17 protein-coding genes, 3 rRNA genes and 1 riboswitch are annotated in these 26,846 nt (G+C 47.9%); of the genes, 9 read left to right on the forward strand and 11 right to left on the reverse strand.

Annotation, left to right across the window (positions count from 1 at the left end; genetic code table 11):
• The first annotated feature begins 8 nt into the window (after positions 1 to 8).
• Positions 9 to 1,943, forward strand: coding sequence for an amidase family protein (locus MHI01_RS14990; RefSeq protein ID WP_340983491.1), 1,935 nt, complete (start codon positions 9 to 11; stop codon positions 1,941 to 1,943).
• Positions 1,944 to 2,119: 176 nt separating this feature from the next.
• Here the strand turns inward: MHI01_RS14990 and MHI01_RS14995 are convergent, their stop codons facing one another.
• Positions 2,120 to 3,124: a ketoacyl-ACP synthase III gene (locus MHI01_RS14995; protein WP_340983492.1), complete on the reverse strand. Its 1,005-nt coding sequence runs from the start codon at positions 3,122 to 3,124 to the stop codon at positions 2,120 to 2,122.
• A 301-nt stretch (positions 3,125 to 3,425) separates the two neighbouring features.
• On the opposite strand from MHI01_RS14995, the gene MHI01_RS15000 reads away from it, so the two are divergent.
• Entirely contained in the window at positions 3,426 to 3,980 is a 555-nt protein-coding gene (locus tag MHI01_RS15000; RefSeq protein WP_036668406.1) for an NADPH-dependent FMN reductase, read from the forward strand.
• Between the two features lie 183 nt (positions 3,981 to 4,163).
• Here MHI01_RS15000 and rrf read toward each other — a convergent pair.
• From rrf to guaA, 6 genes are all read right to left on the reverse strand, one after another.
• Positions 4,164 to 4,280: ribosomal RNA gene (gene rrf, locus MHI01_RS15005) — 5S ribosomal RNA — on the reverse strand.
• Between the two features lie 79 nt (positions 4,281 to 4,359).
• Positions 4,360 to 7,285 (reverse strand): 23S ribosomal RNA (locus tag MHI01_RS15010).
• 310 nt (positions 7,286 to 7,595) lie between these two features.
• Positions 7,596 to 9,148 (reverse strand): 16S ribosomal RNA (locus tag MHI01_RS15015).
• The 16S, 23S and 5S rRNA genes sit together here, the layout of an rRNA operon.
• Positions 9,149 to 9,906: 758 nt before the next feature.
• Positions 9,907 to 11,283 carry an NCS2 family permease gene (locus MHI01_RS15020; RefSeq protein ID WP_047841443.1) on the reverse strand — a complete coding sequence of 459 codons (1,377 nt, stop codon included), beginning with the start codon at positions 11,281 to 11,283 and terminating at the stop codon, positions 9,907 to 9,909.
• A gap of 171 nt (positions 11,284 to 11,454) precedes the next feature.
• Positions 11,455 to 11,554: riboswitch (purine riboswitch) on the reverse strand.
• Between the two features lie 401 nt (positions 11,555 to 11,955).
• On the reverse strand, positions 11,956 to 12,207 hold the full coding sequence (locus MHI01_RS15025; RefSeq protein ID WP_315939616.1) for a hypothetical protein: 252 nt from the start codon (positions 12,205 to 12,207) through the stop codon (positions 11,956 to 11,958).
• Between the two features lie 245 nt (positions 12,208 to 12,452).
• Complete coding sequence (gene guaA / locus MHI01_RS15030; protein WP_076329825.1) at positions 12,453 to 13,991, reverse strand: glutamine-hydrolyzing GMP synthase; 1,539 nt, start codon at positions 13,989 to 13,991, stop codon at positions 12,453 to 12,455.
• A gap of 174 nt (positions 13,992 to 14,165) precedes the next feature.
• Between guaA and MHI01_RS15035 the strand changes: the two genes are divergently transcribed.
• Positions 14,166 to 14,351 carry a hypothetical protein gene (locus MHI01_RS15035; RefSeq protein ID WP_338707739.1) on the forward strand — a complete coding sequence of 62 codons (186 nt, stop codon included), beginning with the start codon at positions 14,166 to 14,168 and terminating at the stop codon, positions 14,349 to 14,351.
• A gap of 18 nt (positions 14,352 to 14,369) precedes the next feature.
• Here the strand turns inward: MHI01_RS15035 and MHI01_RS15040 are convergent, their stop codons facing one another.
• From MHI01_RS15040 to MHI01_RS15055, 4 genes are all read right to left on the reverse strand, one after another.
• Positions 14,370 to 16,733, reverse strand: a complete 2,364-nt coding sequence (locus tag MHI01_RS15040; RefSeq protein ID WP_340983495.1) for a transglutaminase-like domain-containing protein — start codon at positions 16,731 to 16,733, stop codon at positions 14,370 to 14,372.
• Entirely contained in the window at positions 16,720 to 17,991 is a 1,272-nt protein-coding gene (locus MHI01_RS15045) for a DUF58 domain-containing protein (RefSeq protein ID WP_340983496.1), read from the reverse strand. Before MHI01_RS15045 ends, MHI01_RS15040 begins: the two co-directional genes overlap by 14 nt.
• Positions 17,988 to 18,977: an AAA family ATPase gene (locus MHI01_RS15050; RefSeq protein ID WP_076320367.1), complete on the reverse strand. Its 990-nt coding sequence runs from the start codon at positions 18,975 to 18,977 to the stop codon at positions 17,988 to 17,990. Before MHI01_RS15050 ends, MHI01_RS15045 begins: the two co-directional genes overlap by 4 nt.
• Positions 18,978 to 19,079: 102 nt before the next feature.
• On the reverse strand, positions 19,080 to 20,381 hold the full coding sequence (locus MHI01_RS15055; RefSeq protein WP_036668204.1) for a polysaccharide deacetylase: 1,302 nt from the start codon (positions 20,379 to 20,381) through the stop codon (positions 19,080 to 19,082).
• A gap of 239 nt (positions 20,382 to 20,620) precedes the next feature.
• Here MHI01_RS15055 and MHI01_RS15060 point away from each other — a divergent pair, with 239 nt between their 5' ends.
• The 6 genes from MHI01_RS15060 (at position 20,621) to MHI01_RS15085 (ending at position 26,815) form a co-directional block, all read left to right on the forward strand.
• Positions 20,621 to 21,268, forward strand: coding sequence for a DedA family protein (locus tag MHI01_RS15060; protein ID WP_340983497.1), 648 nt, complete (start codon positions 20,621 to 20,623; stop codon positions 21,266 to 21,268).
• 199 nt (positions 21,269 to 21,467) lie between these two features.
• Positions 21,468 to 22,982 (forward strand): spore germination protein, encoded by a 1,515-nt coding sequence (locus tag MHI01_RS15065; protein ID WP_340983498.1) that lies wholly within the window; start codon positions 21,468 to 21,470, stop codon positions 22,980 to 22,982.
• Positions 22,983 to 23,002: 20 nt separating this feature from the next.
• Positions 23,003 to 24,208 (forward strand): Ger(x)C family spore germination protein, encoded by a 1,206-nt coding sequence (locus MHI01_RS15070; protein WP_340983499.1) that lies wholly within the window; start codon positions 23,003 to 23,005, stop codon positions 24,206 to 24,208.
• A gap of 4 nt (positions 24,209 to 24,212) precedes the next feature.
• Complete coding sequence (locus tag MHI01_RS15075) at positions 24,213 to 24,449, forward strand: hypothetical protein (RefSeq protein WP_340983500.1); 237 nt, start codon at positions 24,213 to 24,215, stop codon at positions 24,447 to 24,449.
• Positions 24,450 to 24,467: 18 nt separating this feature from the next.
• Positions 24,468 to 25,577 (forward strand): GerAB/ArcD/ProY family transporter, encoded by a 1,110-nt coding sequence (locus MHI01_RS15080; RefSeq protein ID WP_340983501.1) that lies wholly within the window; start codon positions 24,468 to 24,470, stop codon positions 25,575 to 25,577.
• Positions 25,578 to 25,690: 113 nt separating this feature from the next.
• The gene (locus tag MHI01_RS15085) at positions 25,691 to 26,815 is read left to right on the forward strand and encodes a GerAB/ArcD/ProY family transporter (protein WP_340983502.1); all 1,125 of its coding nucleotides are present in this window, start codon (positions 25,691 to 25,693) and stop codon (positions 26,813 to 26,815) included.
• The last annotated feature ends 31 nt before the right edge of the window (positions 26,816 to 26,846 follow it).

Here is a 26,846-nt window from a genome sequence, read left to right on the forward strand (position 1 = left end):
GTGGATGCATGACTTATCATGGATCTGTATTGAAAAAAAGTGGGGCTTTGTTACTGGCAGGTGCTGTTGTTGCCACAACATGGGGAGGAACGGTACCTTCGGCATCAGCCGCAACGGCAACGCCTACGAGTAAAACAACAGTAGCAGCTGTATCCAAAGGAAAAGCGCCAGCAACTCCGGTAGCATTTGTTCAGGCTATGGAAGAAGCGGCTACACTTGCAGGTGTTCCTTTTACCATGGACAAGCTCTCCGGCACAACCGTACAACGTAAAGATGCTGCGGTCGCCTTGCAACAATGGCTCAAGCTGGATTCGACTACCGTATCATTCAAAGATGTCCCGGATGAAGCCACTTTCGCAGGTGCTGTTGGTGCATTGAATACGGCAGGGCTAATGAAAGGTTATACCGATTCCCTCTTCCTTCCAAACGCTGTACTTACCGAGAATGACCTCTCCATACTGAAAGACCGCATTTATAACTACATAAAACCGTTTGTCCTGGAGGAAGCAACCATCATGGATCTCCAGACTGCAATGACGCAAGGAAAACTGACATCAAAAGAGCTGGTTCAGAAATATCTGGACCGCATTGAAAAATACGATGATCAAAGTGTAAGCATCAACGCCGTATTAACGCTGAACCCGGATGCACTCCAAATTGCGGAGCAATTGGATGAAGAACGTGCAGCCCAAGGTGCCCGCGGGCCTCTGCATGGCGTTCCGGTTTTGGTAAAAGACAATTTCGATACCAATGACATGCCGACAACCGCAGGCTGTATCTGTCTGAAAGATTCCATTCCTGCTCACGATGCTGAACAAGTGAAGAAACTCAAAGCAGCTGGCGCCATTATTTTGGGCAAAACAAACCTGCATGAATTCGCATTTGGCATCACGACATCCAGCTCATTAGGTGGACAAACACTTAATCCTTACGCCCTGGACCACTATCCAGGTGGCTCAAGTGGTGGAACAGGTGCTGCCATTGCATCTAACTTTGCAGCTGCCGGCATGGGTACAGACACTGGCGGTTCGATCCGAATCCCATCCAGCTTCAACAGCCTTGTAGGTATCCGTCCAACCATCGGACTGTCCAGCCGTGAAGGCATTATCCCATTGGCTTTGACACAGGATGTAGGTGGACCTATGGCTCGTACGGTTAGTGATGCTGCAATCATGTTGGATGCTACAGCCGGCTATGATAAAAAGGATGTCTCTACAGCTTACGCGGTTGGAAAAATCCCTTCCAGCTATACAGACTTCTTGGATGTAAACGGACTGAAAGGTGCACGCATCGGTGTGGCCACAGAACTCATCCCAAGTACCAAAGCTGAAGAAAAAGCCGTTGCTGATGTGATCAACAGCGCTGTGGAAGAACTGAAGACACTGGGCGCTACCGCAGTTCCCATCTCCATCCCGAACTTGACTGAGATCAACAAATACCCAAGCCTTAGCGGATATGAATTCAAGTTCCAACTGAATGACTATCTGGACTCATTGGGTGCAGACGCTCCATATCACAGTCTGTCCGAGATCATCGCTTCCGGAGAGTTCGACAAATCTCAGGAGCAATCCATGAAGACTCGGGATGCACGCCAAACGTTGGAGACTACCGAATACAAGGACATCGTCCTGAAACGTACCCAAGTTACACGTGAGTCCCTGCTAAAAGTTATGGCAGATAATAATCTAGATGCCATCATCTATCCTACGTCCACACAAGCCGCTGGTGTTATTGGCGAAGGACAAAACTCCGGTGGTAACAACCGTCTGAGTCCATTCTCCGGCTTCCCGGCCATCACTGTACCTGCCGGTTTCACAACTGATGGTTTGCCAGTAGGTATGGAATTCCTGGGTCGCGCCTTTGATGAAGGAACCTTGATCAAGCTGGCTTACAGCTACGAACAAGGTACACATCACCGCCAAGCGCCTAAGCTCACGCCGTAAAATATTTATGGGATTAAATAATTCTCGTTAACACAAAAAATAGATGCAATTATATCACTTTTTTGAAACGAGTTAACCCACTAAAGAGACCACCCTCTTCATGACTGCATGAAGTTTGGGTGGTCTCTTTTAATTTCTCTATTTATTTTTATGTTGCATACAGTCGATGTTATTCATTACTGAACTCTGTCCGGCACGCCCCATTTCAGCACCAAACCTGCGTATGTCAGACCACCGCCAAAGCCAAAGAGAGCTAAGCTCTGTCCTTCTTTCAACTTCCCTTCATCCACTGCAAGCTGTAAAGCAAGCGGAATGGAAGCAGCAGATGTGTTCCCACGATACTCGACACTGGTTAAAGTACGTTCCAAAGGAACCGGACCACGTTCGCAAACAGCTTCAATCATTCTCATGTTGGCACTATGCGGGACAAACCAGTCAATCTGGTCAGGGCTTAATTCAGCTTTCGTTATAAGTTTACCCAATTGCTCTGGAATCGTCCGTACAGCCCACTTATAAATCTCTCGCCCATTCTGAACTAAACAACCTTCGCCCTGTAAAGGCACACCATTCATCTCCGAAGACAGACCACTCTTATAGAGATGTACACCGCCTTCTCCATGTGTACCTGATATGGCTGCCATAAAGTCACCTTCAGCACCCGATGATCTCTCCACCAAGAAGGCCCCCGCTCCATCACCAAACAGTACACAAGTCGTGCGGTCTGTGTAATCCGTAATTTTGGATAATGTCTCTGCTCCAATTACCAGTACTTTGCGGTACATTCCACTGGTCACCAGACTGTCGGCTAGCTGTAATCCGTAGGTAAAACCTGCGCATGCAGCATTTAAATCCAGTACACCCGTGTGTGGGATCTTAAGATTAGCCTGTACTCTGGATGCCGTACTTGGGAAAGCATATTCAGGTGTACTTGTAGCCACAAGGATCATATCCACATCTTCTACACTTACATCATAACGATGTATCATATCTTCTACAGCCTTCGTAGCCAAGTCAGATACAAACTGATCTTCAGCTGCAATTCGCCGTTCTCTCATACCAGTACGCTGTACAATCCATTCGTCACTTGTCTCGACCAATTTCTCCAGATCAGCATTCGTTAATATTCGATCCGGTACATACGTCCCCATTGCCGTGATGGTTGCCTTTGATTGATGATTCATACCGGTAGTCACCTCACTTGTTTTTTACCATTATAGCACTAAGTCTTAGTACTTGGTACTAATTTTATAAAATATTTATTATGATTCTTTCGTTAGTTGTTTATTTTAAAGTGATCTCTTCATTCTATTACCCAGAGTAATACAAACGATGGCATGCATTTTTGATGAAGAATTGTGGATATTCCCTGACTAACATGAAGAATGCCTTAATTATATGCGTTTTTTATAGACAGCTCATTCAAACAGGAGGAAAATAAACAAATTGCCCTACATTACTAAAGAATAGAGTTGATCTATATCCATGAAAAAAGAATTAAATATCCTTGCCATTTCCGGAAGTCTGCGCAATCAGTCCTCCAATACGTTACTAATGCACGCCATGATTAAACTGGCTCACACTAACCTTAAGTTTGAAGTATATGATGGATTAAATGATCTGCCACATTTTAACCCTGACCTCGATGTCGAGGAGGGTCCAGTGTCCGTACAGAACTTGAGAGCCCAACTTAAGCATTCGGACGGTGTCCTTATCTGCACGCCAGAGTATGGAAACGGCGTTCCTGGGGTCTTAAAAAACGCACTAGATTGGGTTGTATCTTCTGGAGAATGGCTCAATAAACCCACCATTGTCATTGCTGCTTCCCCAAGCCCCATGGGAGGTGACAAAGCCCATGCTTCCTTATTGCTCACACTAAACATGATTAATGCACAAGTTCTACAGGAGGGCTGTTTAACCATTCCTCATATTACATTGAAAATGAACAAACAAGGCGTCATCATTGATTCGGAAACCCAGCATGCATTGCAGAACTCCCTTACAATCCTTGGGGAGGCTTGCAACCAAATGAAAGTATAGACAGATGTTGTACTTAAATCGATGATAGAGAAGAAATGATCCTTTTAAAGTTATTTAACATTCTCATAAATATTGAAATAGTAAACAGCCTTGGTTATTTACCAGGGCTGTTAAGATTTATATAAGTATTTAGGATTAAAATAAAAAAGACACACTCGATATCATCAAGTGTGTCTTTAGATTGCTTGGCGGCGTCCTACTCTCCCAGGACCCTGCGGTCCAAGTACCATCGGCGCTAGAGGGCTTAACGGTCGTGTTCGGGATGGGTACGTGTGGAACCCCTCCGCCATCGCCACCAAACGCATAGCTTAGCTTACATTTCAGAGATCGTTCTCTGAAAACTAGATTCGAAACGAAACATGCGAATTATCACTTGCTATTGGATAAGCCCTCGACCGATTAGTACTGGTCAGCTCCATGCATTGCTGCACTTCCACCCCCAGCCTATCTACCTCGTCGTCTTCAAGGGGTCTTACATACTGGGAAATCTCATCTTGAGGGGGGCTTCACGCTTAGATGCTTTCAGCGTTTATCCCGTCCGTACATAGCTACCCAGCGGTGCTCCTGGCGGAACAACTGGTACACCAGCGGTACGTCCATCCCGGTCCTCTCGTACTAAGGACAGCTCCTCTCAAATTTCCTACGCCCACGACAGATAGGGACCGAACTGTCTCACGACGTTCTGAACCCAGCTCGCGTACCGCTTTAATGGGCGAACAGCCCAACCCTTGGGACCTACTTCAGCCCCAGGATGCGATGAGCCGACATCGAGGTGCCAAACCTCCCCGTCGATGTGGACTCTTGGGGGAGATAAGCCTGTTATCCCCAGGGTAGCTTTTATCCGTTGAGCGATGGCCCTTCCATGCGGTACCACCGGATCACTAAGCCCGACTTTCGTCCCTGCTCGACTTGTAGGTCTCGCAGTCAAGCTCCCTTATGCCTTTGCACTCTTCGAATGATTTCCAACCATTCTGAGGGAACCTTTGGGCGCCTCCGTTACTCTTTAGGAGGCGACCGCCCCAGTCAAACTGCCCACCTGACACTGTCCCCGCACCGGATTACGGTACCAGGTTAGAACCTAGATACGATCAGGGTGGTATCCCAACGTTGCCTCCACGCAAGCTGGCGCTCACGTTTCAAAGGCTCCCACCTATCCTGTACAGATCGTACCCAAATTCAATATCAAGCTGCAGTAAAGCTCCATGGGGTCTTTCCGTCTTGTCGCGGGTAACCTGCATCTTCACAGGTATTAAAATTTCACCGGATCTCTCGTTGAGACAGCGCCCAAGTCGTTACGCCATTCGTGCGGGTCAGAATTTACCTGACAAGGAATTTCGCTACCTTAGGACCGTTATAGTTACGGCCGCCGTTTACTGGGGCTTCGGTTCACAGCTTCGGATTGCTCCTAACCACTCCCCTTAACCTTCCAGCACCGGGCAGGCGTCAGCCCGTATACTTCGCCTTACGGCTTCGCACAGACCTGTGTTTTTGCTAAACAGTCGCTTGGGCCTTTTCACTGCGGCCCCCTCGTGCTATTCACACTACCGGGGCACCCCTTCTCCCGAAGTTACGGGGTCATTTTGCCGAGTTCCTTAACGAGAGTTCTTCCGCGCGCCTTAGAATACTCTTCTCGCCTACCTGTGTCGGTTTGCGGTACGGGCACCATCACCTGGCTAGAGGCTTTTCTTGGCAGTGTGAGATCATGACCTTCGCTACTATAATTTTCGCTCCCCATCACAGCTCAGCCTTACAATGTGCGGATTTGCCTACACATCAGCCTTACTGCTTAGACGGACATCCATCAGTCCGCGTCACTACCCTACTGCGTCCCCCCATTGCTCATAACGGCTTACGGTGGTACAGGAATTTCGACCTGTTGTCCTTCGACTACGCCTTTCGGCCTCGCCTTAGGTCCCGACTTACCCTGAGCGGACGAGCCTTCCTCAGGAACCCTTAGGCTTTCGGCGGATCAGATTCTCACTGATCTTTTCGTTACTCATACCGGCATTCTCACTTGTATAATGTCCAGCGCTCCTTACGGTACACCTTCAACCCTTATACAACGCTCCCCTACCCCTGATGCAAAGCATCAAGCCATAGCTTCGGTGGTGTGTTTAGCCCCGTTACATTTTCGGCGCAGAGTCACTCGACCAGTGAGCTATTACGCACTCTTTCAATGATGGCTGCTTCTAAGCCAACATCCTGGTTGTCTGTGCAACTCCACATCCTTTCCCACTTAACACACACTTGGGGACCTTAGCTGATGGTCTGGGCTGTTTCCCTTTTGACAATGGATCTTAGCACTCACTGTCTGACTCCCGGAAGTAAGTCTATGGCATTCGGAGTTTGACTGAGCTTGGTAACCCTTGCGGGCCCCGCACCCAATCAGTGCTCTACCTCCACGACTCTGTTTTCCGAGGCTAGCCCTAAAGCTATTTCGGGGAGAACCAGCTATCTCCGAGTTCGATTGGAATTTCTCCGCTACCCCCACCTCATCCCCGCATTTTTCAACATGCGTGGGTTCGGGCCTCCAGTGCGTGTTACCGCACCTTCACCCTGGACAGGGGTAGATCACCCGGTTTCGGGTCTACGTCCACGTACTAACTCGCCCTATTCAGACTCGCTTTCGCTGCGGCTCCGGCTCTTCACCTTAACCTTGCACGGGAACGTAACTCGCCGGTTCATTCTACAAAAGGCACGCCATCACCCCTAAAACGGGCTCTGACTTTTTGTAAGCACACGGTTTCAGGTTCTATTTCACTCCCCTTCCGGGGTGCTTTTCACCTTTCCCTCACGGTACTGCTTCACTATCGGTCGCTAGGAAGTATTTAGCCTTGGCAGATGGTCCTGCCGGATTCATACGGGGTTTCACGTGCCCCGCACTACTCGGGATCCGTCTCGGAGGGAACAGACTTTCAACTACAGGGCTTTTACCTTCTTTGGCGGGCCTTTCCAGACCTCTTCGCTTAACCGGTTCCTTTGTAACTCCATGTGAGACGTCCCACAACCCCAAAGAGCAAGCTCTCTGGTTTGGGCTTCTCCGCGTTCGCTCGCCGCTACTGACGGAATCACTATTGTTTTCTCTTCCTCAGGGTACTTAGATGTTTCAGTTCCCCTGGTATGCCTCTGCATAACCTATGTATTCAGTTATGAGTAACTGGAAATTACCCCAGCTGGGTTTCCCCATTCGGACACCCCCGGATCAAAGCTTGCTTACAGCTCCCCGAGGCAGTTTCGTTGTTCGCCACGTCCTTCATCGGCTCCTAGCGCCTAGGCATCCTCCGTGTGCTCTTAGTAGCTTAACCATTTTGTTCCGGTTTCGGTCGCTCGCTTCCCTTGTTTTGCTTGCGCAAAGCCAAAAGTCGCTCTCACCCGATACCCTCACAAAAGCAATTTAACTACCTTTATACACTTGACTTGTTTGCACAAGTTCAGCTTAAAGGAATGTTCTAATTCGCGTTTGTTTCGTTTCGATATCTAGTTTTCAAAGAACAAGCTCCATGCAAAAGCAAGCTGTTTTGAGAGTTTGAGCTCTCAAAACCGAACAACGAGTGAGTGTTTTGCAGCTAAGCTGCATATTTGAATGTTTCCGTTGCAGGAAACGATTCTCCATAGAAAGGAGGTGATCCAGCCGCACCTTCCGATACGGCTACCTTGTTACGACTTCACCCCAATCATCTATCCCACCTTCGGCGGCTGGCTCCTTGCGGTTACCCCACCGACTTCGGGTGTTATAAACTCTCGTGGTGTGACGGGCGGTGTGTACAAGACCCGGGAACGTATTCACCGCGGCATGCTGATCCGCGATTACTAGCAATTCCGACTTCATGCAGGCGAGTTGCAGCCTGCAATCCGAACTGAGACCGGCTTTGTTGGGATTGGCTCCATCTCGCGATTTCGCAGCCCGTTGTACCGGCCATTGTAGTACGTGTGTAGCCCAGGTCATAAGGGGCATGATGATTTGACGTCATCCCCACCTTCCTCCGGTTTGTCACCGGCAGTCTATCTAGAGTGCCCACCCGAAGTGCTGGCAACTAAATATAAGGGTTGCGCTCGTTGCGGGACTTAACCCAACATCTCACGACACGAGCTGACGACAACCATGCACCACCTGTCTCCTCTGTCCCGAAGGAAAGATACATCTCTGCATCGATCAGAGGGATGTCAAGACCTGGTAAGGTTCTTCGCGTTGCTTCGAATTAAACCACATACTCCACTGCTTGTGCGGGTCCCCGTCAATTCCTTTGAGTTTCAGTCTTGCGACCGTACTCCCCAGGCGGAGTGCTTAATGTGTTAACTTCGGCACCAAGGGTATCGAAACCCCTAACACCTAGCACTCATCGTTTACGGCGTGGACTACCAGGGTATCTAATCCTGTTTGCTCCCCACGCTTTCGCGCCTCAGCGTCAGTTACAGCCCAGAGAGTCGCCTTCGCCACTGGTGTTCCTCCACATATCTACGCATTTCACCGCTACACGTGGAATTCCACTCTCCTCTTCTGCACTCAAGTCACCCAGTTTCCAGTGCGATCCGGGGTTGAGCCCCGGGATTAAACACCAGACTTAAATGACCGCCTGCGCGCGCTTTACGCCCAATAATTCCGGACAACGCTTGCCCCCTACGTATTACCGCGGCTGCTGGCACGTAGTTAGCCGGGGCTTTCTTCTCAGGTACCGTCACCTTGAGAGCAGTTACTCTCCCAAGCGTTCTTCCCTGGCAACAGAGCTTTACGATCCGAAAACCTTCATCACTCACGCGGCATTGCTCCGTCAGGCTTTCGCCCATTGCGGAAGATTCCCTACTGCTGCCTCCCGTAGGAGTCTGGGCCGTGTCTCAGTCCCAGTGTGGCCGATCACCCTCTCAGGTCGGCTACGCATCGTCGCCTTGGTGAGCCGTTACCTCACCAACTAGCTAATGCGCCGCAGGCCCATCCCCAAGTGACAGATTGCTCCGTCTTTCCAGTTTCCTTCAGGCGAAGAAAACAATTATTCGGTATTAGCTACCGTTTCCGGTAGTTGTCCCAAACTTGAGGGCAGGTTGCCTACGTGTTACTCACCCGTCCGCCGCTAAGTATCAAGAAAGCAAGCTTCCTATCAACTCCGCTCGACTTGCATGTATTAGGCATGCCGCCAGCGTTCGTCCTGAGCCAGGATCAAACTCTCCAATAAAGTATTGAAAAGAGCGATAAGCTCATTTTGAATCTGACGAGATTAAAAATCTCATTTGTGCTCCAGTCGATCCAAGCCAAGGCTTGTCTCAAACTTTTGCGTTCATTCTGCAAGCAGAATGTTTACTCACTCGTTGTTCAGTTTTCAAAGATCAAACTCGTTTTGTTACCGAATGTTGTTCTCTTCAGCAACTCTTATATAATATCATGTCCGAACCAACTTTGCAAGCTCTTTTTTTAAGTTTCTTTCGAAGCTTATTTCAATCGCTTGCCGCACCGTGTATCTCGTGTTTTTTTGGCCGGAAATAGAATATACCATGTACAGTTATGGAACGCAAGTCTTTTTTCGATAAACATTAAATTCTTATAAAATGAGCACCCTGTAGTCCTTTTAACAAGTATCTCCTTATAGCCGGCTAAATGATACATCTGCGCACTAACTTTAATGATCGGAGTAATTAAAAAAGGTTTTTCATATAATTCCTAATCCAATTATAGAGAAATCAAGTTGTATACAGTACAGACTCATCGCGTTATAGAACCTATTAACCGATAATTTCATTGGATAAACAACCAACAAATCATAAATCATTATACTCATTCCTTCTATATAGAAGGAAAACATTTTTGAAATTCATTTTGCTCAAGAAAAGAATACAAAAAAAGCGAAAGCTCCGGGTCTAATCCCGTGGCTTCCGCTTCTTTCATATATAAGGTATCAAACTTATCTCCGTATTCTTCATTAAACCTAATGTACGCTTACTCCCCGCCAATAAATACGTATCGGCAAACTACAATGAGCGCCAAAATCCACATAAGCCAGTGAATTTTCACTTTACGCTCTGTAACCAAGTTACTGAACACCGCCAGAATCACATAAGATACGATACCTGCGGAGATTCCGTTTGCGATTCCACCTGTGAAAGGCATCAATACAATGGTAAGGAATGCAGGGAAAGCTTGCAGGAAATCATCCCACTCAATGCTGCGCACTTGACTCATCATAAGTACACCCACGATGATCAATGCCGGAGCCGTCGCAGCGGATGGAACAACCAGCGCAAGCGGTGCGATAAACAGGGCCAAAATGAACAACAAACCTGTCGTTACCGAAGTCAGTCCTGTACGTCCACCTGCCTCAACACCTGAAGCACTTTCAACGTATGCAGTAATGGTACTTGTACCTAGTGCAGCACCTGCGCTGACACCAACTGCATCGACGAGCATCGCTTTACCGATCGTTTTCTCGCCTTTTTTCTTATCCTTCATAATCCCCATACGTGTTGCAGTACCTACCATCGTACCAAACGTGTCGAACAATTCAACGAAGGTAAAGATGAAGATGATCTCGAACAATCCGAGACTGATGGCACCTTTCAAATCCAGCTGTCCAACCGCCAGATCACTGAAGTTAGGCAACCAGCTTGCGCCTGAAAGACCACTCAGATTCGTAACTCCCATCGGAATACCAATCAGCGTTGTTGCTACGATCCCGATCAGCAGAGCGCCTTTGACGCGCATAACCATCAGAATAGCAATAAGGAGCAAACCAATCAGGGCCAGCAACGCATCGTGATGTGTTACAAAGTTGCCCAATGACAAGTTAAAACTGCTACCCGGAATCGGCTGACTCAGATCTGCGTCTGGTGCAACATTAACTGTTACAGCCACGAGATTAGCAAGTTTGAAACCAATAATGGTAATAAAGAGACCGATACCCACCGTAATGGCCATTTTGATTGACTGCGGAACTGCAACAAGCAGCATTTGACGAATCTTCGTCACGGTCAAAATAATGAACACAATACCGGAAAGGAATACCGCTCCGAGAGCTGCTTGCCAAGTAATCGCTCCATTCGAACTTAGAACGACAGTCATGAAGTACGCATTCAGCCCCATACCTGGTGCAAGTGCGATCGGAATATTCACGAACAATCCCATAATAATAGTCATTAATCCGGCGCCGACGGCTGTTGCAAAGAATACTGCATTATCCGACATCCCCGCACCGGCTTGTCCCAAGAACAACGTATTTACAAAAAGAATGTAAGCCATTGTCATAAACGTAGTGAGACCCGCAACAATCTCCGTTCTAACGTTTGTTCCGTTTTCTTTTAATTTAAAGAAACGATCCATAATTACTAACTCCCCCTTAGAGATGTTGAAGCCATATTGAAAAACGACAAATGACCCTGATGAAGATTCTTCACCCAGGGTTCAGCTGACAAGGAGTGGCATGATGCCTTTACTAAGAACAAAAAAAATTCTAATGTGCGTGATGTCCCCGCAATCATGTAGAATTCATGTGCTTAGCCTTCTCCTCTTCGTAGCCAGATCATTAGGGTGATCTCGTAGAGACTCCCGGGCCAATCCCCAGGATTATACGAATAAGTATGCGCTATTTGTTTGTTTCCCATCACTATTTTAGGAGGGCAGTATGTTTTTGTCAATGAGAAAAACGAATATTAATATCACGATTTTAGAATATCGTTCGTATTATTTAACAGATTGAACCAGTTCAGCGGTTTACAACCCAATTGAATACGCTTTTTTCGGTGTAATCTCAATGGGATATGTCCATTCTTTCAGACTGAAAGTTCAGCAGGATAACATAAAAAGCTAGCCTGATCAAAGAGCAGAAGCGCTCTAATCAGGCTAGCTTATATTTCTGATGCGTTTTAGCAATCAGGTGAATGATGATCTAGGAATAACGATGTCTCGTATTCCGAAGGCTTATACTCATTAGGTATATGGAGCAATTTGCGACATGTTCCGGGGCTATTTTTTACCAGATCAGTCCTATGTTAATTATATCTCTGTCTGCGGAGCATCTTGTACCTCTTGTTGTTCCTGATTTGCGTTCGTTGTTGAGTCAGAGGATAATTCCTGGTTTCTGGTCTGATCGGAAGAAGCATCCGTTGCCTCTAAGTTCACAAATGGAAAGTCCCCCGAACCGGAAGCCAGATCTTGCATTCCTGAACCGCATCCTGCAAGCATCACCATCAGAAACGCACTCCCAATGCCCATCTTCCATTTGCTCATATAGTCGGTTTTACGCATACATTCAATTCTCCTTTCAGTAGCCATATAGCTCTTAGTATGTACTTATTGTACAGGCCCGACCTGAAAGGATCATGAAGTCAACTTTAAAATGGGATTAATTTTGAAAGTTTATTACTTGTAAAAAAAGTAGCCCTACAAAAATTTGATCACAATATTCTTCTTAATAAAAAAACGCCCTTTTATTTGCGAAATACCGCAGATAAAAGAGCATTTTTTATAATCTATCGTTAAGAGTCTATACCCTATTCCCACTCGATTGTTGCAGGTGGTTTGGAAGTTACGTCATAGACGATACGGTTTACGTTATCAACTTCGTTAACGATCCGTACGGAGATTTTCTCCAGCACATCCCAAGGGATACGTGCCCAGTCCGCAGTCATACCGTCGATGGATGTTACAGCACGGATACCTACAGTGTAGGAATACGTACGTGCATCACCCATAACGCCGACACTCTTCATGTTAGGCAGGGCTGTGAAGTACTGCCAGATTTCGCGGTCGAGACCGGCTTTGGCAATCTCTTCACGCAGGATGTAGTCTGAATCACGAACGATGGTAAGTTTCTCTTCGGTAACCTCACCAAGCACACGGATCGCAAGACCCGGACCAGGGAATGGCTGACGGTGTACAATTTCGTCCGGCAAGCCACACTCGGTACCGACTTTACGTACTTCATCCTTGAACAACGTGCTCAGTGGCTCGATCAGTTTGAAGTTCATGTCCTCAGGCAGACCGCCCACGTTGTGGTGGGATTTGATGGTCTGTGCAGTCGCTGTACCACTTTCTACGATGTCCGTATACAGTGTACCTTGTGCCAGGAATGCAAAATCATCGAACTGCTTGGACTCTTCATCAAATACGTAAATAAACTCGTTACCGATGATTTTACGTTTTTGTTCTGGATCATCCACGCCAGCCAGTTTGGACATGAAGCGCTCTTGTGCATCAATTTTGACAACTTTCATGTCGAATTTGCCGACAAACGTCTCCATTACACTTTCTGCTTCACCTTTACGCAACAGACCGTGGTCGATAAACATACATGTCAGTTGATCACCAATGGCTTTGTGAAGCAATGCAGCTACAACGGAAGAATCTACACCGCCGCTCAGTGCACACAGTACTTTACTGTCGCCCACTTTTTCACGAATGTCTCTGATGGTGTCATCAATGAATGTCTCCATCGTCCAGTTGCCTTCGCAACCACAGATTTCGAACAGGAAGTTACGAATCATGTCGTTACCGCGAACAGAGTGACGTACCTCCGGATGGAACTGAACAGCATACAATTTACGCTCATCGTCACTCATGGCAGCGATTGGCGCACTTTCCGTACCTGCATCCAATTTGAAACCTGGAGGAAGTGTAACCACGTGGTCACCGTGACTCATCCATACCGTATGTTCGCCTTCAATGCCTTTTGCCAATGTAGATCCAGCGGCAAACTCAAGGTCTGCTTTACCGTACTCTCGCTTCTCGGAACGTTCTACTTTACCTTCGAGCTGTTGGGCCATAAGCTGCATTCCGTAGCAGATACCGAAGATTGGCAAGCCTAGGTCATAGACACCTGGGTCCACGTGTGGAGCATTCTCAGCGTATACGCTGGACGGCCCACCTGAAAATACGATTCCTTTTGGTGCCATTTCTGCGATCTTTTCCGCCGGTGTGTTATACGGCAAAAGCTCGCTGTATACGCCAAGATCCCGGATTCTTCTGGCGATTAACTGATTGTATTGACCCCCGAAGTCAAGGACAACTACAATTTCATTCTGTTTATTCATAACCGTGCCTCCCTCAATTCAATGAAACTAATTATACGCAACGACAAAACATACCGTCAAGGAAAGGCGAAACTCCTTTTTTCGACATCTCAAAACAGGATTACCAAATGCCTCTAAATATGAAATTTCGAACAGAAAAGCTTGGCAACAAGATGCTGGTTCAAGTGTATGATCGTGGAAAGACGCCTCGTTCGCAGCGCAGCGCGAAAGGCGTCTTATGTATGGCATGCAGCGATGAACCAAACGCTTCATTTAGATAACAATGCGCCAGCAATGGAGATCTTCATCTGCCCACAAGTGGCCAAGCTCTATTGGAAAGCGATAGCGACTGTATGGCAGCTGCTTCGAACTTTGGTGTAACGTTGTAACATCCTTGTGTTACAACGCCTGCAACCGCCGGGCCAAACGCAGTGCCCGGCGCAGGAAGTTCAGACTGTCCGCGCGCAGCGGACGGTCTGGACCGTACAGCAGCCGTTCCCAGTCGGCTGCAAACCGCGCGATGTCCGCGCCGTCCGCGCCTGCGGCTAAAGCCGGTGACGCTGCATATTCACGCAGCGTCATACCCGGCGGCCGCGGGCCGTACCGGCGCGCGAGCGCGGCCCAGACCGGAGCGGCGGCACGCAGCAGCCGCTCTCGGTCTGGAAAGCTGCTGCGTGGCCACGCCAGCAGCAGCCCTAACCGCAGCGCGGGGCGTAGCCGCCGCATGCGGACCAGAGCAGCGGCGCCCAGCAGGGCCGCAGCCACAAGGGCTGCCGCGAGCCACGGCTCCGCGGCAATGGCCCGTGCGCGGGCGAGCAGCCATGCGCCCGCATTAGCCAATCCGCCGCTCATATACGGCGGAGTCTCCGCAACAGGCTGCGGCCCGGCGAGCGCTGCGACACTTTCGCCCGCGCCTTGCGCCATGGTGAAGCCCGGCGTGGCCTCAAACGGCATCCAGCCTGCACCCGGAAAATATACCTCTACCCAGGAATGTGCATCTCCCTGTGAAATCACATACTGACTGGGCACATCCGGGTCAGCAACTCCGGGGCCAAAACCTTTAACCCAGCGTGCGGGGATGCCCTCTGCACGTAGCAACACAATCATAGCTGTAGAGAAATGATTGCAATACCCCTGCCGGGTGACGAATAGAAAATCATCCACAAAATCCGTTCCTCGCGGTGGCATACGGGTATCCAACGTATACTCGGCATGAGCAGCCAGATAAGTCTTGACGGCTTGCACAGCGTCATACCGGGTCTCACTGCCTTGAATGATTTCCTTGGCAAGCGTCTGCACTCTACCAGGGAGTGATGCAGGCAATTGCAGATAGTCCCTCCGAATGGCTGCCGGATCTTTCCCTTTATTCGTTTCCTCAAGCAGACGTAACTGTTCAGGTGTTGCGACAGGAACCATGACGTCTGCCGAATAATGTTTAACCATCTTATCGTTTCCGGAGCCTGCGAGCCACAATGTTGCCGAATCGCGATTAGACAGCAAAGAAAACATGTTTTCCTGATTATCCTTGTTCTTATCCTGGAACGATACGTTGACCGGGATGCCCCCGGTAAAGAGTGGATTTGGTCCTTTCCACTCTCGCTGCATCGTGACGGTTTGGCGAATGCGACTCCAATAGGTTGGATTCTCCCAACCATCAGCACGCAACATTCCGGATGGACTGGCCGTTTCGAAGCTTTGACCCGGATCACTCCAAGTACTACCGTTATAATATGAACGGGTCTCCCCTCGCCAATACGTCACTTTTGGACTCTTTGCTATAAAAAAGATGGAGTTCCCCTGCACCAACGGTGCTCCCATAGGCGCGTCCGCTGTGCTATATCCCGTGACTGCCGTTGCAGCAGGGATACTACTGTGCTGTGTATAACCTGCCCAGCGAGCTAGGCGTTCACCCATCTGCTCCAAAGATATGCGTTCCGGTTGAGGAATGGAAGCAAACTGGCCAGGTAACGCGGAGAGAAGCACCATACCTGCGGAAACAACGATAGTTACTGCACTCCAACGGCCATAGGGGCTACCACGATAACTCGGAGTCGTGACTCCTCCATTGAGACGTAATAGCTGGAGCAGAGCCTGAATAAGAAAAGTCCATAGGACAGACCGTATTACAGAAGCATACACATCCAGCCCCGCAAAGGATTCAAGCAAAAGCAAATAAAGCAGCGTTGCACTGCCAAACAGCATAACGCTTCGACGTAACAATACGAGGGATTGCACAGAAGCCATGAGCATGCTCCAGCCGCACATCATGAACAAACCTCTCGTTTCTGTACTAATCGAGTGAAATCGCCAGTTATTTATAAACGTGTCCATATCCGCTGAAAGTATTCCCGGGTATGCAACCGCCCAACGGACAGGATCACTTCCTCCGTACATCAGACATAAAGCAGCGAGTGCAATGAATAATCGGATCAGCACTCCGGTGATCCATCCTGTACGAATTAACCCCGCGAGCAACAATGCTCCTGTTAATCCCGCCATTACGGACAAGAACCGCTCACTGCCCTGCTGATCTGATGATGTAACAGGATATATCCACTCCAGAGACAGTATAAGTAAAATGGCCGAAATAACAATTTTGTACAGGACAGGTACGCTAACAAATCCCTCATCCTTTAAGTCCGTCACAGAATTCTGGTTCACAGCTTTATATACGGAATGGGCCGATTCCATTCTCGTACGGTCCGTTGACTCTAAGTTGGCCACAGTGGAATTGGGTTGCTGGTTACCATTACGCTCCCACATCCGTTACCTCCACCTTTCCCAATGAAGATAACGCAACGTCTGTAACCGCGTGGATCGGCACCCCGCTGTGACGAAGCCGCTCCAAACTTAAGCTGTCATATCCCAATCCATTCATCAATCTATCCGTTGATCCTAATTGGTTTTGGTCCTGGTTTGCCTCAGTCAATTGCACCTCTACACGATAACCCGACCCGATTGCAGTTATGATCCAGTCGGCCAGAACCTGATCCATCTTACCTGTGAGAACAACAATTCGCGACCCGCTCGTTAGTCCATCCAGCATCTCCGTTCGAAGCGAAACAGAGCCTGATTGTGCTTTGGATATTCGTGCCCCCGCTAACTTGTCCAGTCCATGATTCTCATCATCTGCATGGAACGGCCCATGTTTCCATTGATCTTGTGCATCATAGTTCTTATCGCCGCCTTCCATCCACAGATGATAAGGAATGTCATCCCGTTCAGCGGTATGAATCCAGCGGGCAGCTGCACGAACCACTCGTTCAAAAGCAGGTGCATCCATGTTCTCCTGTTGTTTTACGTCATAACCTGACGCGCCTTCATACACAAGGATGCCGAGCGAAGCCAGATCCGTGGTATCAGGCAGAAAGGCTTGAAGTTTTCCCGTTTTGGCTGTACTTTTCCAATGAACTCGTCCCAGTGGGTCACCCTGCTGATATTCACGGAACTCAGGGCTACGGTTCCCCTGGCTATTTCTTCGCTCTGACAGAGTGCCTTCAATCATCGCTGCGAATTCTACCGAATCACCCTTCCCCCAAGCTGTTGCTTGAGGAACAACAATCAAGGGGGTACCTCCCGAGGTCTCTGCGGAGAGGGTATTCCAGCCAAACATATCACCCCAGTACAATCTGCCCGTATCCCATCTGTAGACTCCTCTGCGTAACCCGGAACATTCATATTGATAGGAAAATTGTCGCCGTGTTCCCGGGAAAATCAATTTGCGATGAACACCTGCAGGTGTGTTCTCACACAGAACGATCCATAACAATGGAATACGGCAATTGAATTCCAGTTCGACTAGAACCCGTACCTGCTCGCCTGCCTCAATCCGGTTCGTGTGTATTTTCCGACGGATGTGAATACGCCGTGGTCCGAACCAATGGAGAAGCAGACCTCCTGTGAACATCAAGAAAGCTATAACGGATAGAAACAACGCCGCTTTGCCCCCATGCCACTGATACAAGGAAGCAAAAGCCACCACCAAGACAGCACTCACAATCCGTTGTCCCAGCGCAGTCATTGCCTCCGTCCCCTTCCCTGTGATGCCATCTGTACAGGTACCGGGACCGATGACAATGCTTCTTCAATGACCTGTACTTGCCCCCAAACCTCCGCTCTGTTCTGGGCCTTCAATTGAATACGGTGGGAAAGGACAGGCACCGCTACCTCTTTCACATCATCCGGAATGACATAACTGCGCCCTTGAAGATAGGCAAATGACTGCGCCGCAGCCATCCAGGCCAGTGTTCCACGCGGACTGATGCCCAGTCTGACCGCCGGAAGGCTGCGAGAGGCTACAGCAACAGCCACCAGATACTGTTTAACGACCGGATCAACATGTACCTGTTTGACTTCACGCTGCATGGCTACGACCTCTTCAGCAAGCAGGACAGGGCGAAGTTCATCAATCGCTTCTCTACCTTGCATGCGGGTTAACAATTCCAATTCCTGTTCCGGATCGGGATACCCCAGTCCAATTCTCATGATAAATCGATCCAGCTGCGCTTCAGGCAGACGGTACGTACCTTCGAACTGTAACGGGTTCTGTGTCGCCAGCAGAAAGAACGGGCGTGGCAAGGCATAGGTTGTGCCATCAACCGTAATACGTCGTTCCTCCATTGCCTCCAGCAGGGCAGACTGAGTGCGTGGTGAAGCGCGATTTATTTCATCAGCCAGGACAACGTTGGACATGACGGGTCCGGGCCGAAACTTGAATTCAGCTGTATGTGGATGATAGATTGAAGTGCCCGTAACATCTGCCGGCATGACATCGGACGTGAATTGAATCCGGCCCATGGAGCAGTCCAGTGCAGAAGCAACGGCACGAACCAGCATCGTTTTCCCGGTACCCGGCACATCTTCCAGAAGTACATGACCTCCACTGAGCATTGCGGTAAGGACATAACGAATCTCTGTTTTTTTGCCAATAATCACACTCTCAACACGCTTCATGACCCTGTTTAACAATTCAACAGCATGTTCATGTTCCATTCGGATATAAGACATTTCTCTGATCTCCTTCCGTTCATCAGCATTCCTGAACCATAGTAATCTATGATTCAGTGTTGCCCGGAAGTAGAGAGAATAGTCCTGCAAGAATGACTTTCTTCAGATCATTTTATACTTAAATATGTTGTTCATTGCCGAAATGGATCTGGAAGTGCCCGCCTTTACCGTCCACTCTGCTTCATTACTGGTTAAGGAATTCACCCTCAACCCCATCTGCTCCAGTAGCTCACGTAACGGAACCCAGATGGTTCCACCTTGACTCTGTACTGCTCCCGTTTCAATTGCCCCGGTTGTAGTCAGTGTTCCACTCACACTGTCTGCATGAATCGTTCTTTCCTTCCATACTGCTATGGCCGTCCTTGTTTCAGAGTCCCAGCGAGTGCTGCCCCCGAATTTTTTCATGAAAGTACGCAATGGCACCATGATTCGCTGCCCCTCCATGCGGAACTCGCCCGGTTGCAAGGTAGCTGCAGCCAAGCCCACCTCTACCTTCAGCTTCTTGCTTGGAAGCCATAACGTCGCGTTCGCTTCTACATGCTCTGCGATCCAGGCCTTTCCTGGCGCCTTGCGGGCCTTATACTTACCATCTGGATGTACACGGAATTGAACTGGTTGATCCGTACTCTTTATGGTGTCAAAACGATATCCATGATCACGATAATATTTGATAATACCCGGAAGTGCTTTTACCGTTTCAGCATGTGCACCACCGTCATGCATCAGGACAATGACCGAACGTGCTCCCGCAGGTACTTTGGTCGAATTGCTGAGGATCTCTTTGGCCGGAACACCTCTACGCTTGGAATCCCCACTGTCGACGTTCCAGTCCATGACGGTGTATCCACCCAGTTGGAGCAAATCAAAATAACTCTGGTCAAAATGCCCGTAAGTACCGCCTGGTGCTCGCACCAGATTCGGACGGAACCCGGTAATACGCTCCAGCACTTCCTCTGTCTGCTTGATCTGTTTCCAGAACACTTTAAAATCACTGTACAGCTGTTCGTATTGATGATTAAACGTATGATTGCCCAAAGCATGTCCATCCTCCACAAGCCCCCGGATTAACTCGGGATAACGTTCTGCCTGCTCACCCAGTACAAAAAATGTAGCCAAAACCTTCTCCTTACGCAAAATATCCAATACTTCACGGGTATGGTTCCCCGGTCCATCGTCAAAACTCAGATAAACTACCTTGTCTTGAGTATTCTTATCTTCCGGGATTGGATCACCTGAGCCGGAAGCAGCAGATGCATAAGCCGTGCCTGCATATACAGCAAATGCACATAACAATATCGCAATCCGCATGAGAATGACATGCCATTGTCCAGATAAAAACATATGTATGGTTGTTGCAGAGTTTCCCCCATTTTCCTTGATTCTCAATTCCGGTCTCTGTACCATTTACGAATCGACCTCCACCGTCTCTAGTAATTTGCTGATAGACTTCAGCAGATTTGTTAGAATTATATGGAGGCTACATTGAAAAAAGACGTGATTTTGTTTAATATTTTTTCACAATTTGCTATGTAGCCTGATTGATTCTTCGCTTCAGATTAGGTAGCATAATGAACAGGCAGAACACATTAAAACACCTTGGAGAGTATTCATGCTCCCACCCGTATTCAGGAGAGTGAAATCTATTGGAATTGCTTGAGAAGATCCAACATCTGTTTGGGTCCTACGGATACAGCGTATTGTTTTTTGGCTTGTTGCTTGAATTCATCGCACTTCCCTTTCCTGGTGAAACAACGATGGCTTACGCAGGGTTTCTCTCCTACAAGGGGCATCTGGACTTCGGAATCCTCACCATACTGGCTTTTTTGGGAACAACGATTGGCATGACCATCACTTATTTTATTGGAGCCAAAGCAGGACTGCCCTTTATAACACGATACGGAAAATGGTTTCTGATGAAGCAGGACAAGCTCGATAAAACGCAAAAGTGGTTTGCCAAGTATGGTAATGCTTTAATCTTCATCGGTTATTTCATTCCGGGAGTAAGACATTTCACCGGGTATTTCGCGGGTATAGCCGCTGTTCCCTTTCGCAAATTCGCTCTCTACGCCTATTCAGGCGCACTGTTCTGGGTTGTACTGTTTCTGGGCATTGGCAAAATATTTGGCCCTCAGTGGAACGCCGTATTCCATCTGGCTCATCAATATGCAGCATATATCGTGGGAGGAATCGGCCTATTGCTCATCGTAGCCGTGTTCTATCGTTACCGCAAAGCATGGGCAGCAAGATCCACCGTATCCAAGCCAACCCCAGTTCGACAAAGACAAAAGTAAAAATAATAAGAATAAGCAAGGAGTTGCGTAACCGCGCGGCTCTTTTTTTTGTTTGAAATAAAACACCTCCGCTACTGTGATTCACCTCAAACTTCCTTTTGTATACCACTCATATGCAACCATTCTCTTTTTATGTGATAATCCCGATTCATTCAGGTCATACTAACTTGCAATTATAGGATGTATAGGGGGCAATGGGATGAGTACATCGGTGCAAGACCGTAAAGATCATAAGGAAATTTCTCCAAATCTGAACGACAATACGGAATATTGCAAGCAAATGATGGGGAATAGTACCGACTTGATGATCCGTCCCCTGCAATGTTTACATAAGTGGCCTGCCGTCATGCTGTACATCGACGGACTGGTGGATGTTCAGATTCTGAATCACTCCATCATGGAATCTTTATTGCAAAGACATGATCTACCCGACTTTTCATCAGATGATGAACATCTGAGTTACCTTCAGAATGATATTCTGACCGCCAGTGATGTCATGCTGGTCGAGGATATGCATGAGATCCTGAATGCGATGCTTGCTGGATCAGCCGTCTTGCTGATTGAAGGTTCAGTTCGAGGATTGAAGATTGGCGCTGCAGGCTGGGAAGATCGCTCCGTTGGAGAGCCCATCTCCCAAACCGTTGTTCGTGGGCCGATGGAGGGCTTTAATGAGAATCTGCGTACAAATACCTCCTTAATCCGCAAACGAATCCGTGACCCTCATCTCTGGATTGAAGAGAGAGAGATTGGCCGGGTTACCAAGACCCGAGTTGCCGTGCTCTATCTGGAGAATATCGTGGATCAGGAGATCGTGATGGAGCTCCGGCAAAGGCTGGATAAGATAGATATAGACAGCATTCTGGAGAGTGGATATATCGAAGAACTGGTGCAAGACAAAACGATGACGGTTTTCCCGACCGTCTATAACAGTGAAAGACCAGATACCGTATCTGCTGCCCTGCTGGAGGGACGGGTTGCGATCATTGTGGACGGAACACCCTTTGTATTACTTGTGCCTGCCTTGTTTGTACACTTTTTTCAGTCTCCAGAAGACTACTATCAGCGAGCAGATATCAGTACATTGATCCGGATGATTCGCTATCTGTCCTTTTTCATCGCCCTGCTATCCCCATCATTCTATATTGCCATTTCAACGTTCCATCAGGAGATGTTGCCCACCAATTTGCTTATCAGTTTGGCAGCCCAGCGGGAAGGTGTCCCTTTTCCCGCTTTCATTGAAGCCCTGTTGATGGAGTTAACCTATGAGATCTTACGAGAAGCAGGTATTCGGATACCCAAAACGGTCGGCCAGGCTGTGTCCATTGTCGGTACGCTTGTTATTGGTCAAGCTGCAGTAGATGCAGGGGTTGTATCGGCTGCGATGGTCATTATCGTATCCATTACTGCGATATCCAGCTACGTCGTCCCGGAGAATGGTCTGTCCATCTCGGTACGAATCTTGCGCTTTGTACTAATGATGATGGCGGCAGCCTTCGGTTTCTACGGCATTCTGATTGTATTACTCATTACGGTAACCCACCTCTGCAGCTTGCGTTCTTTCGGTGTGCCCTACATGTCTCCTTTTGCACCTTATATTCAAAAAGATATGAAAGACACCATCTTTCGTGTGCCGTGGTCACGCATGAAGACCCGCCCGTTATCCACAGGATCATCGAATGTCACAAGACAAACACCTAGGAAAACCAAGCGTTGACTCAGTCAGGAGACCCAAATATGAATAAAAGCTTACGTTTATTGATGTGCTTTGCAGTCATGCTTCCTTTGCTTACAGGATGCTGGGATCGCCAAGAAATGAATGAACTCGGCATCATGCTCGGTCTAGGTGTTGACAAGGATGGTGATCAGATTCGGGTTAGCGCACAAGTTGTGGTTCCAAATGAAATATCAGCCAAGTCATCTGGTTCCAAGGGAACGTCTGTAACTCAATACCAGGCCACCGCCAAATCCCTGCTGGAAGCCATACAACAGCTCACCGAAACCAGCCCTAGAAAAATCTTCATGTCTCATATCCGAATTCTTGTGTTTGGAGAAAAGTTCGCCCGCGAAGAGGGTATCTATGATGTCATGGAAGCTCTACTGCGTGAACCAACCGTTCGTCCCGACTATTATGTGATGGTCGCGCGAAATACGAAAGCATCGGAAGTGCTTGATTTGCTGACACCTCTGGATAACATTCCGGCAGAGAAGCTGTTTAGTTCCCTTGACGTTTCCTCCAAAACCTGGGCTCCAACAACGACGGTAACGGGAGACCAACTTATCGATTACATGTTATCCCCAGGAATTCAGCCTGTTATTACAGGGGTTCAAATTCTTGGGGATCTCAACAAAAAAAGCAGCACTGAAAATATATCTACGATACGCACCTCTGCCAGACTGAACACAACGGGTTTAGGTGTCTTCAAAAAGGATAAGTTGATCGGCTGGTTATCGGAAGCAGAATCGAAGGGATACAATTACATCCGAGGCAATGTCAAATCTACCGTAGGACACATTGACTGTCCGAAGAGCAAAGGCGTCGTAACGGTAAAAATACTTCGAGCATCCACGGATCGTAAAGGTAAAGTTGTAGGAGGAGAACCTCAAGTCAAGATTAAGGTTAATACCGTAAACTCAATCGGTTCAGTAGATTGCGACATGCAGATTGGCTCCATGACAGCCATTCGCGAGTTGGAACAACTATCCCAAGAACGACTTAAGGAACTCATGCAAAGCACCGTCAATTCTGTCCGCCGTAAATATCATGTGGACATCTTCGGATTCGGCCAGGAGATCTATCAAGTCGACCCCAAATTTTTCAATAAAATTGAGAACGATTGGGACAAGTATTTCGACAATCTGGAGATCAAATACGAAGCCAATATACAAATTAGACGTGTAGGTGCACTGGACAACTCATTCAAAAATCAAATAAAGGATTGAGATCATGCTACTCTCCATCACTGTTGTTGTGGTTGGATGCCTAATTGGGTGGGTCGATCTTCCCAAGCTCGTTCGAGGCAAACAATGGAAAGAAACAGCTGTATACAGCGGGATGTTACTTTCAGCCACCGTATTCAGCGTCATCGCGGTGAATCTATGGGAATTCCCGAGTCCGCTTTATATCATCATTTGGATCTATGAACCTGTGAATCAATTCCTGGCTTACCTTACCGGAACTTAGCTAAAAGGAGTGATAGAGATGCTTGAAAAAGGGCGACTGGGTACCCGAGCACTGGCTACCCTGACATTTATGATGGTTGTTGGGGATATGATGATGATCTATCCTTCCGTCATCACGTCATATGCCAAGCAAAATGCCTGGATCTGCGCCCTGATTGGTGTTCCGATCGGCATGCTTCTGATGGCCATGTTCCTCAAGCTCGGTAAAGCTTATCCAGACAAGAACCTGATTGCAATATCCCGAAGCATCCTGGGATTCTGGCCTGGCACGCTGGTCGGATGCTTTTACTTGTACTTTTTTGTCATTGGTGCCTCCACCCATACCCGGGAGGTCGGTGATTTCATGACGACCCAGCTTTTCCAATACACGCCGATTCGTGTCATCATTCTGCTGTTTGTGATCGCTGTCTCCTGGGGAGTTTACAACGGGATTGAGACTATGGGCCGAAGCAGCGAGTTATTAATGCCTGTTGGAGTTGTGTTCATTCTTGTACTCTGTTTCTGTTTAGTACCCAAAATTGACACGAGCAACATAAAACCGTTCATGGACACGGATGTGGTATCCATCGCTCAAGGGATTCTCGTTAGTGTCATCTATCCTGTCGGCGAAACCATCCCCATCTTGATGCTTTTGCCCTATACCTCCAGTCAAGAGCATCGCAATCGGGATTTAATTATGGCCGCTGGGCTGGGCAACCTGTTATTGGCCTCTCTGGTAACCATCGCCATACTCGTTCTGGGGGCCTTTCTGACGCAACATAACATCTATGCCTCCTTCATTCTGATGCAAAAAATTAGTATTGGAGATTTTTTCCAACGAATCGAGGCACTTATGGCGTCAGTCTGGCTGATCTCTACTTATTTCAAAGCTATGGTATATCTGTATGCATTTACGATCGGCATTGCAGAATTATTTAAGTTAAAACGCTATGTTTTTTTGATTTTGCCTTCATCTATGCTTGTCTTTGCTTTTGCTAATCTGGTTGCACCAGGCGTTACCTTCATTATTATCACCGTCGTTCCTTACTGGGTCGATTGGGATACAACCGTTGGTATTCTATTACCGGGTATTCTCCTGCTGATTCATGTAATCAAAGCTCGTGTCAACCATATCAAGCTTCGTAGTTAATGGAACCGGATCAAGAGGAAGGGCTCGTGGATGTGGGGTATGACATAGCTTGACTGGAAATACGGACACGCCTTGTCATCTGGAATTTTATTTACAAAAGGAGTGCATGCTGCATGTTGATCCAGGAAAAGCTCACCATACGACAGTTCGCGGTTCTTACCTTTACTACCATAATCGGAGATATGATTCTGTTATATCCTACAATGGTCGCCTATTCAGCTAAACAGGATGCCTGGATCTGTTCCCTGTTATCGCTACCTATTGGATTATTTATTTTGTGGCTTATGTACAAGCTTCATCGGACCTACCCCAACATGTCCTTAATTGAGATCTGTCCCAAAGTACTCGGCAAATGGCTGGGATCCGTCTTGTCTGCAGCCTACCTGTTTTACTTTCTCATGGGAGCCTCTATATGCATTCGAGAAGTAGGGGATTTCATGACAACTCAGATTTATCTAAACACGCCGATTCGCGCGATCATTATCCTTTTTGTTGTAACACTCACCTGGGGGATGCTGAAGGGACTGGGTACGATCGGCAGAAGCTCCGAATTACTGGCACCGATTGTCGTTTTCAGCTTGCTTTTCCTGATCATATTTCTGCTTCCTCAAGCCGAGGTATCCCGATTGAAGCCTTTTTTCAATACTCCCGTTTTCTCGATGATAGATGGAAGCTTTCGTGCTGCAGCCGCTTCATTCGGAGAACTGATCATTCTTTCCATGATTATGCCATATGTCACGCACAGCTCCCATTTGAGAAGAGACATGATGTTCTCCGCATTACTCGGAAGTGCCCTGTTGACTTCGCTTGTTCTGATCGCCCTGCTTGTTCTTGGATCGACGCTGACACAACACAATGTATACATATCGTATGTTCTTGCCCAGAAGATTAATGTAGGTAACTTTTTCCAACGAATAGAGGCGCTCACAGCGATCGCCTGGCTGTTGTCGACCTATTTCAAAAGTTTGTTGTATGTCTTCGGGTTTGTGGTCGGAACCGCACAGCTATTTCGCCTGAAAGACTATAAACCGCTCACCTTGCCTTCCATGATGTTGTTTTTTGCAATGTCCATCCTGATCTCCCCGAATATTGTCTTCTATACCACTACAATCATGTACGCATGGTTTGACTGGGACGTGACCGTAAGCATAGTCCTCCCGATATTCCTGTTACTGGTTCACCAAGCGAGAGCTTTGTTCAAGAAGCGGCGCACCAAGAATACTCCTTTGAACAAATAAACAGGCTGCATTATGGAGAACCCTCCACAGA

It is taken from the genome of Paenibacillus sp. FSL M7-0656, from assembly GCF_038003225.1.
Taxonomy (GTDB): domain Bacteria; phylum Bacillota; class Bacilli; order Paenibacillales; family Paenibacillaceae; genus Paenibacillus; species Paenibacillus amylolyticus.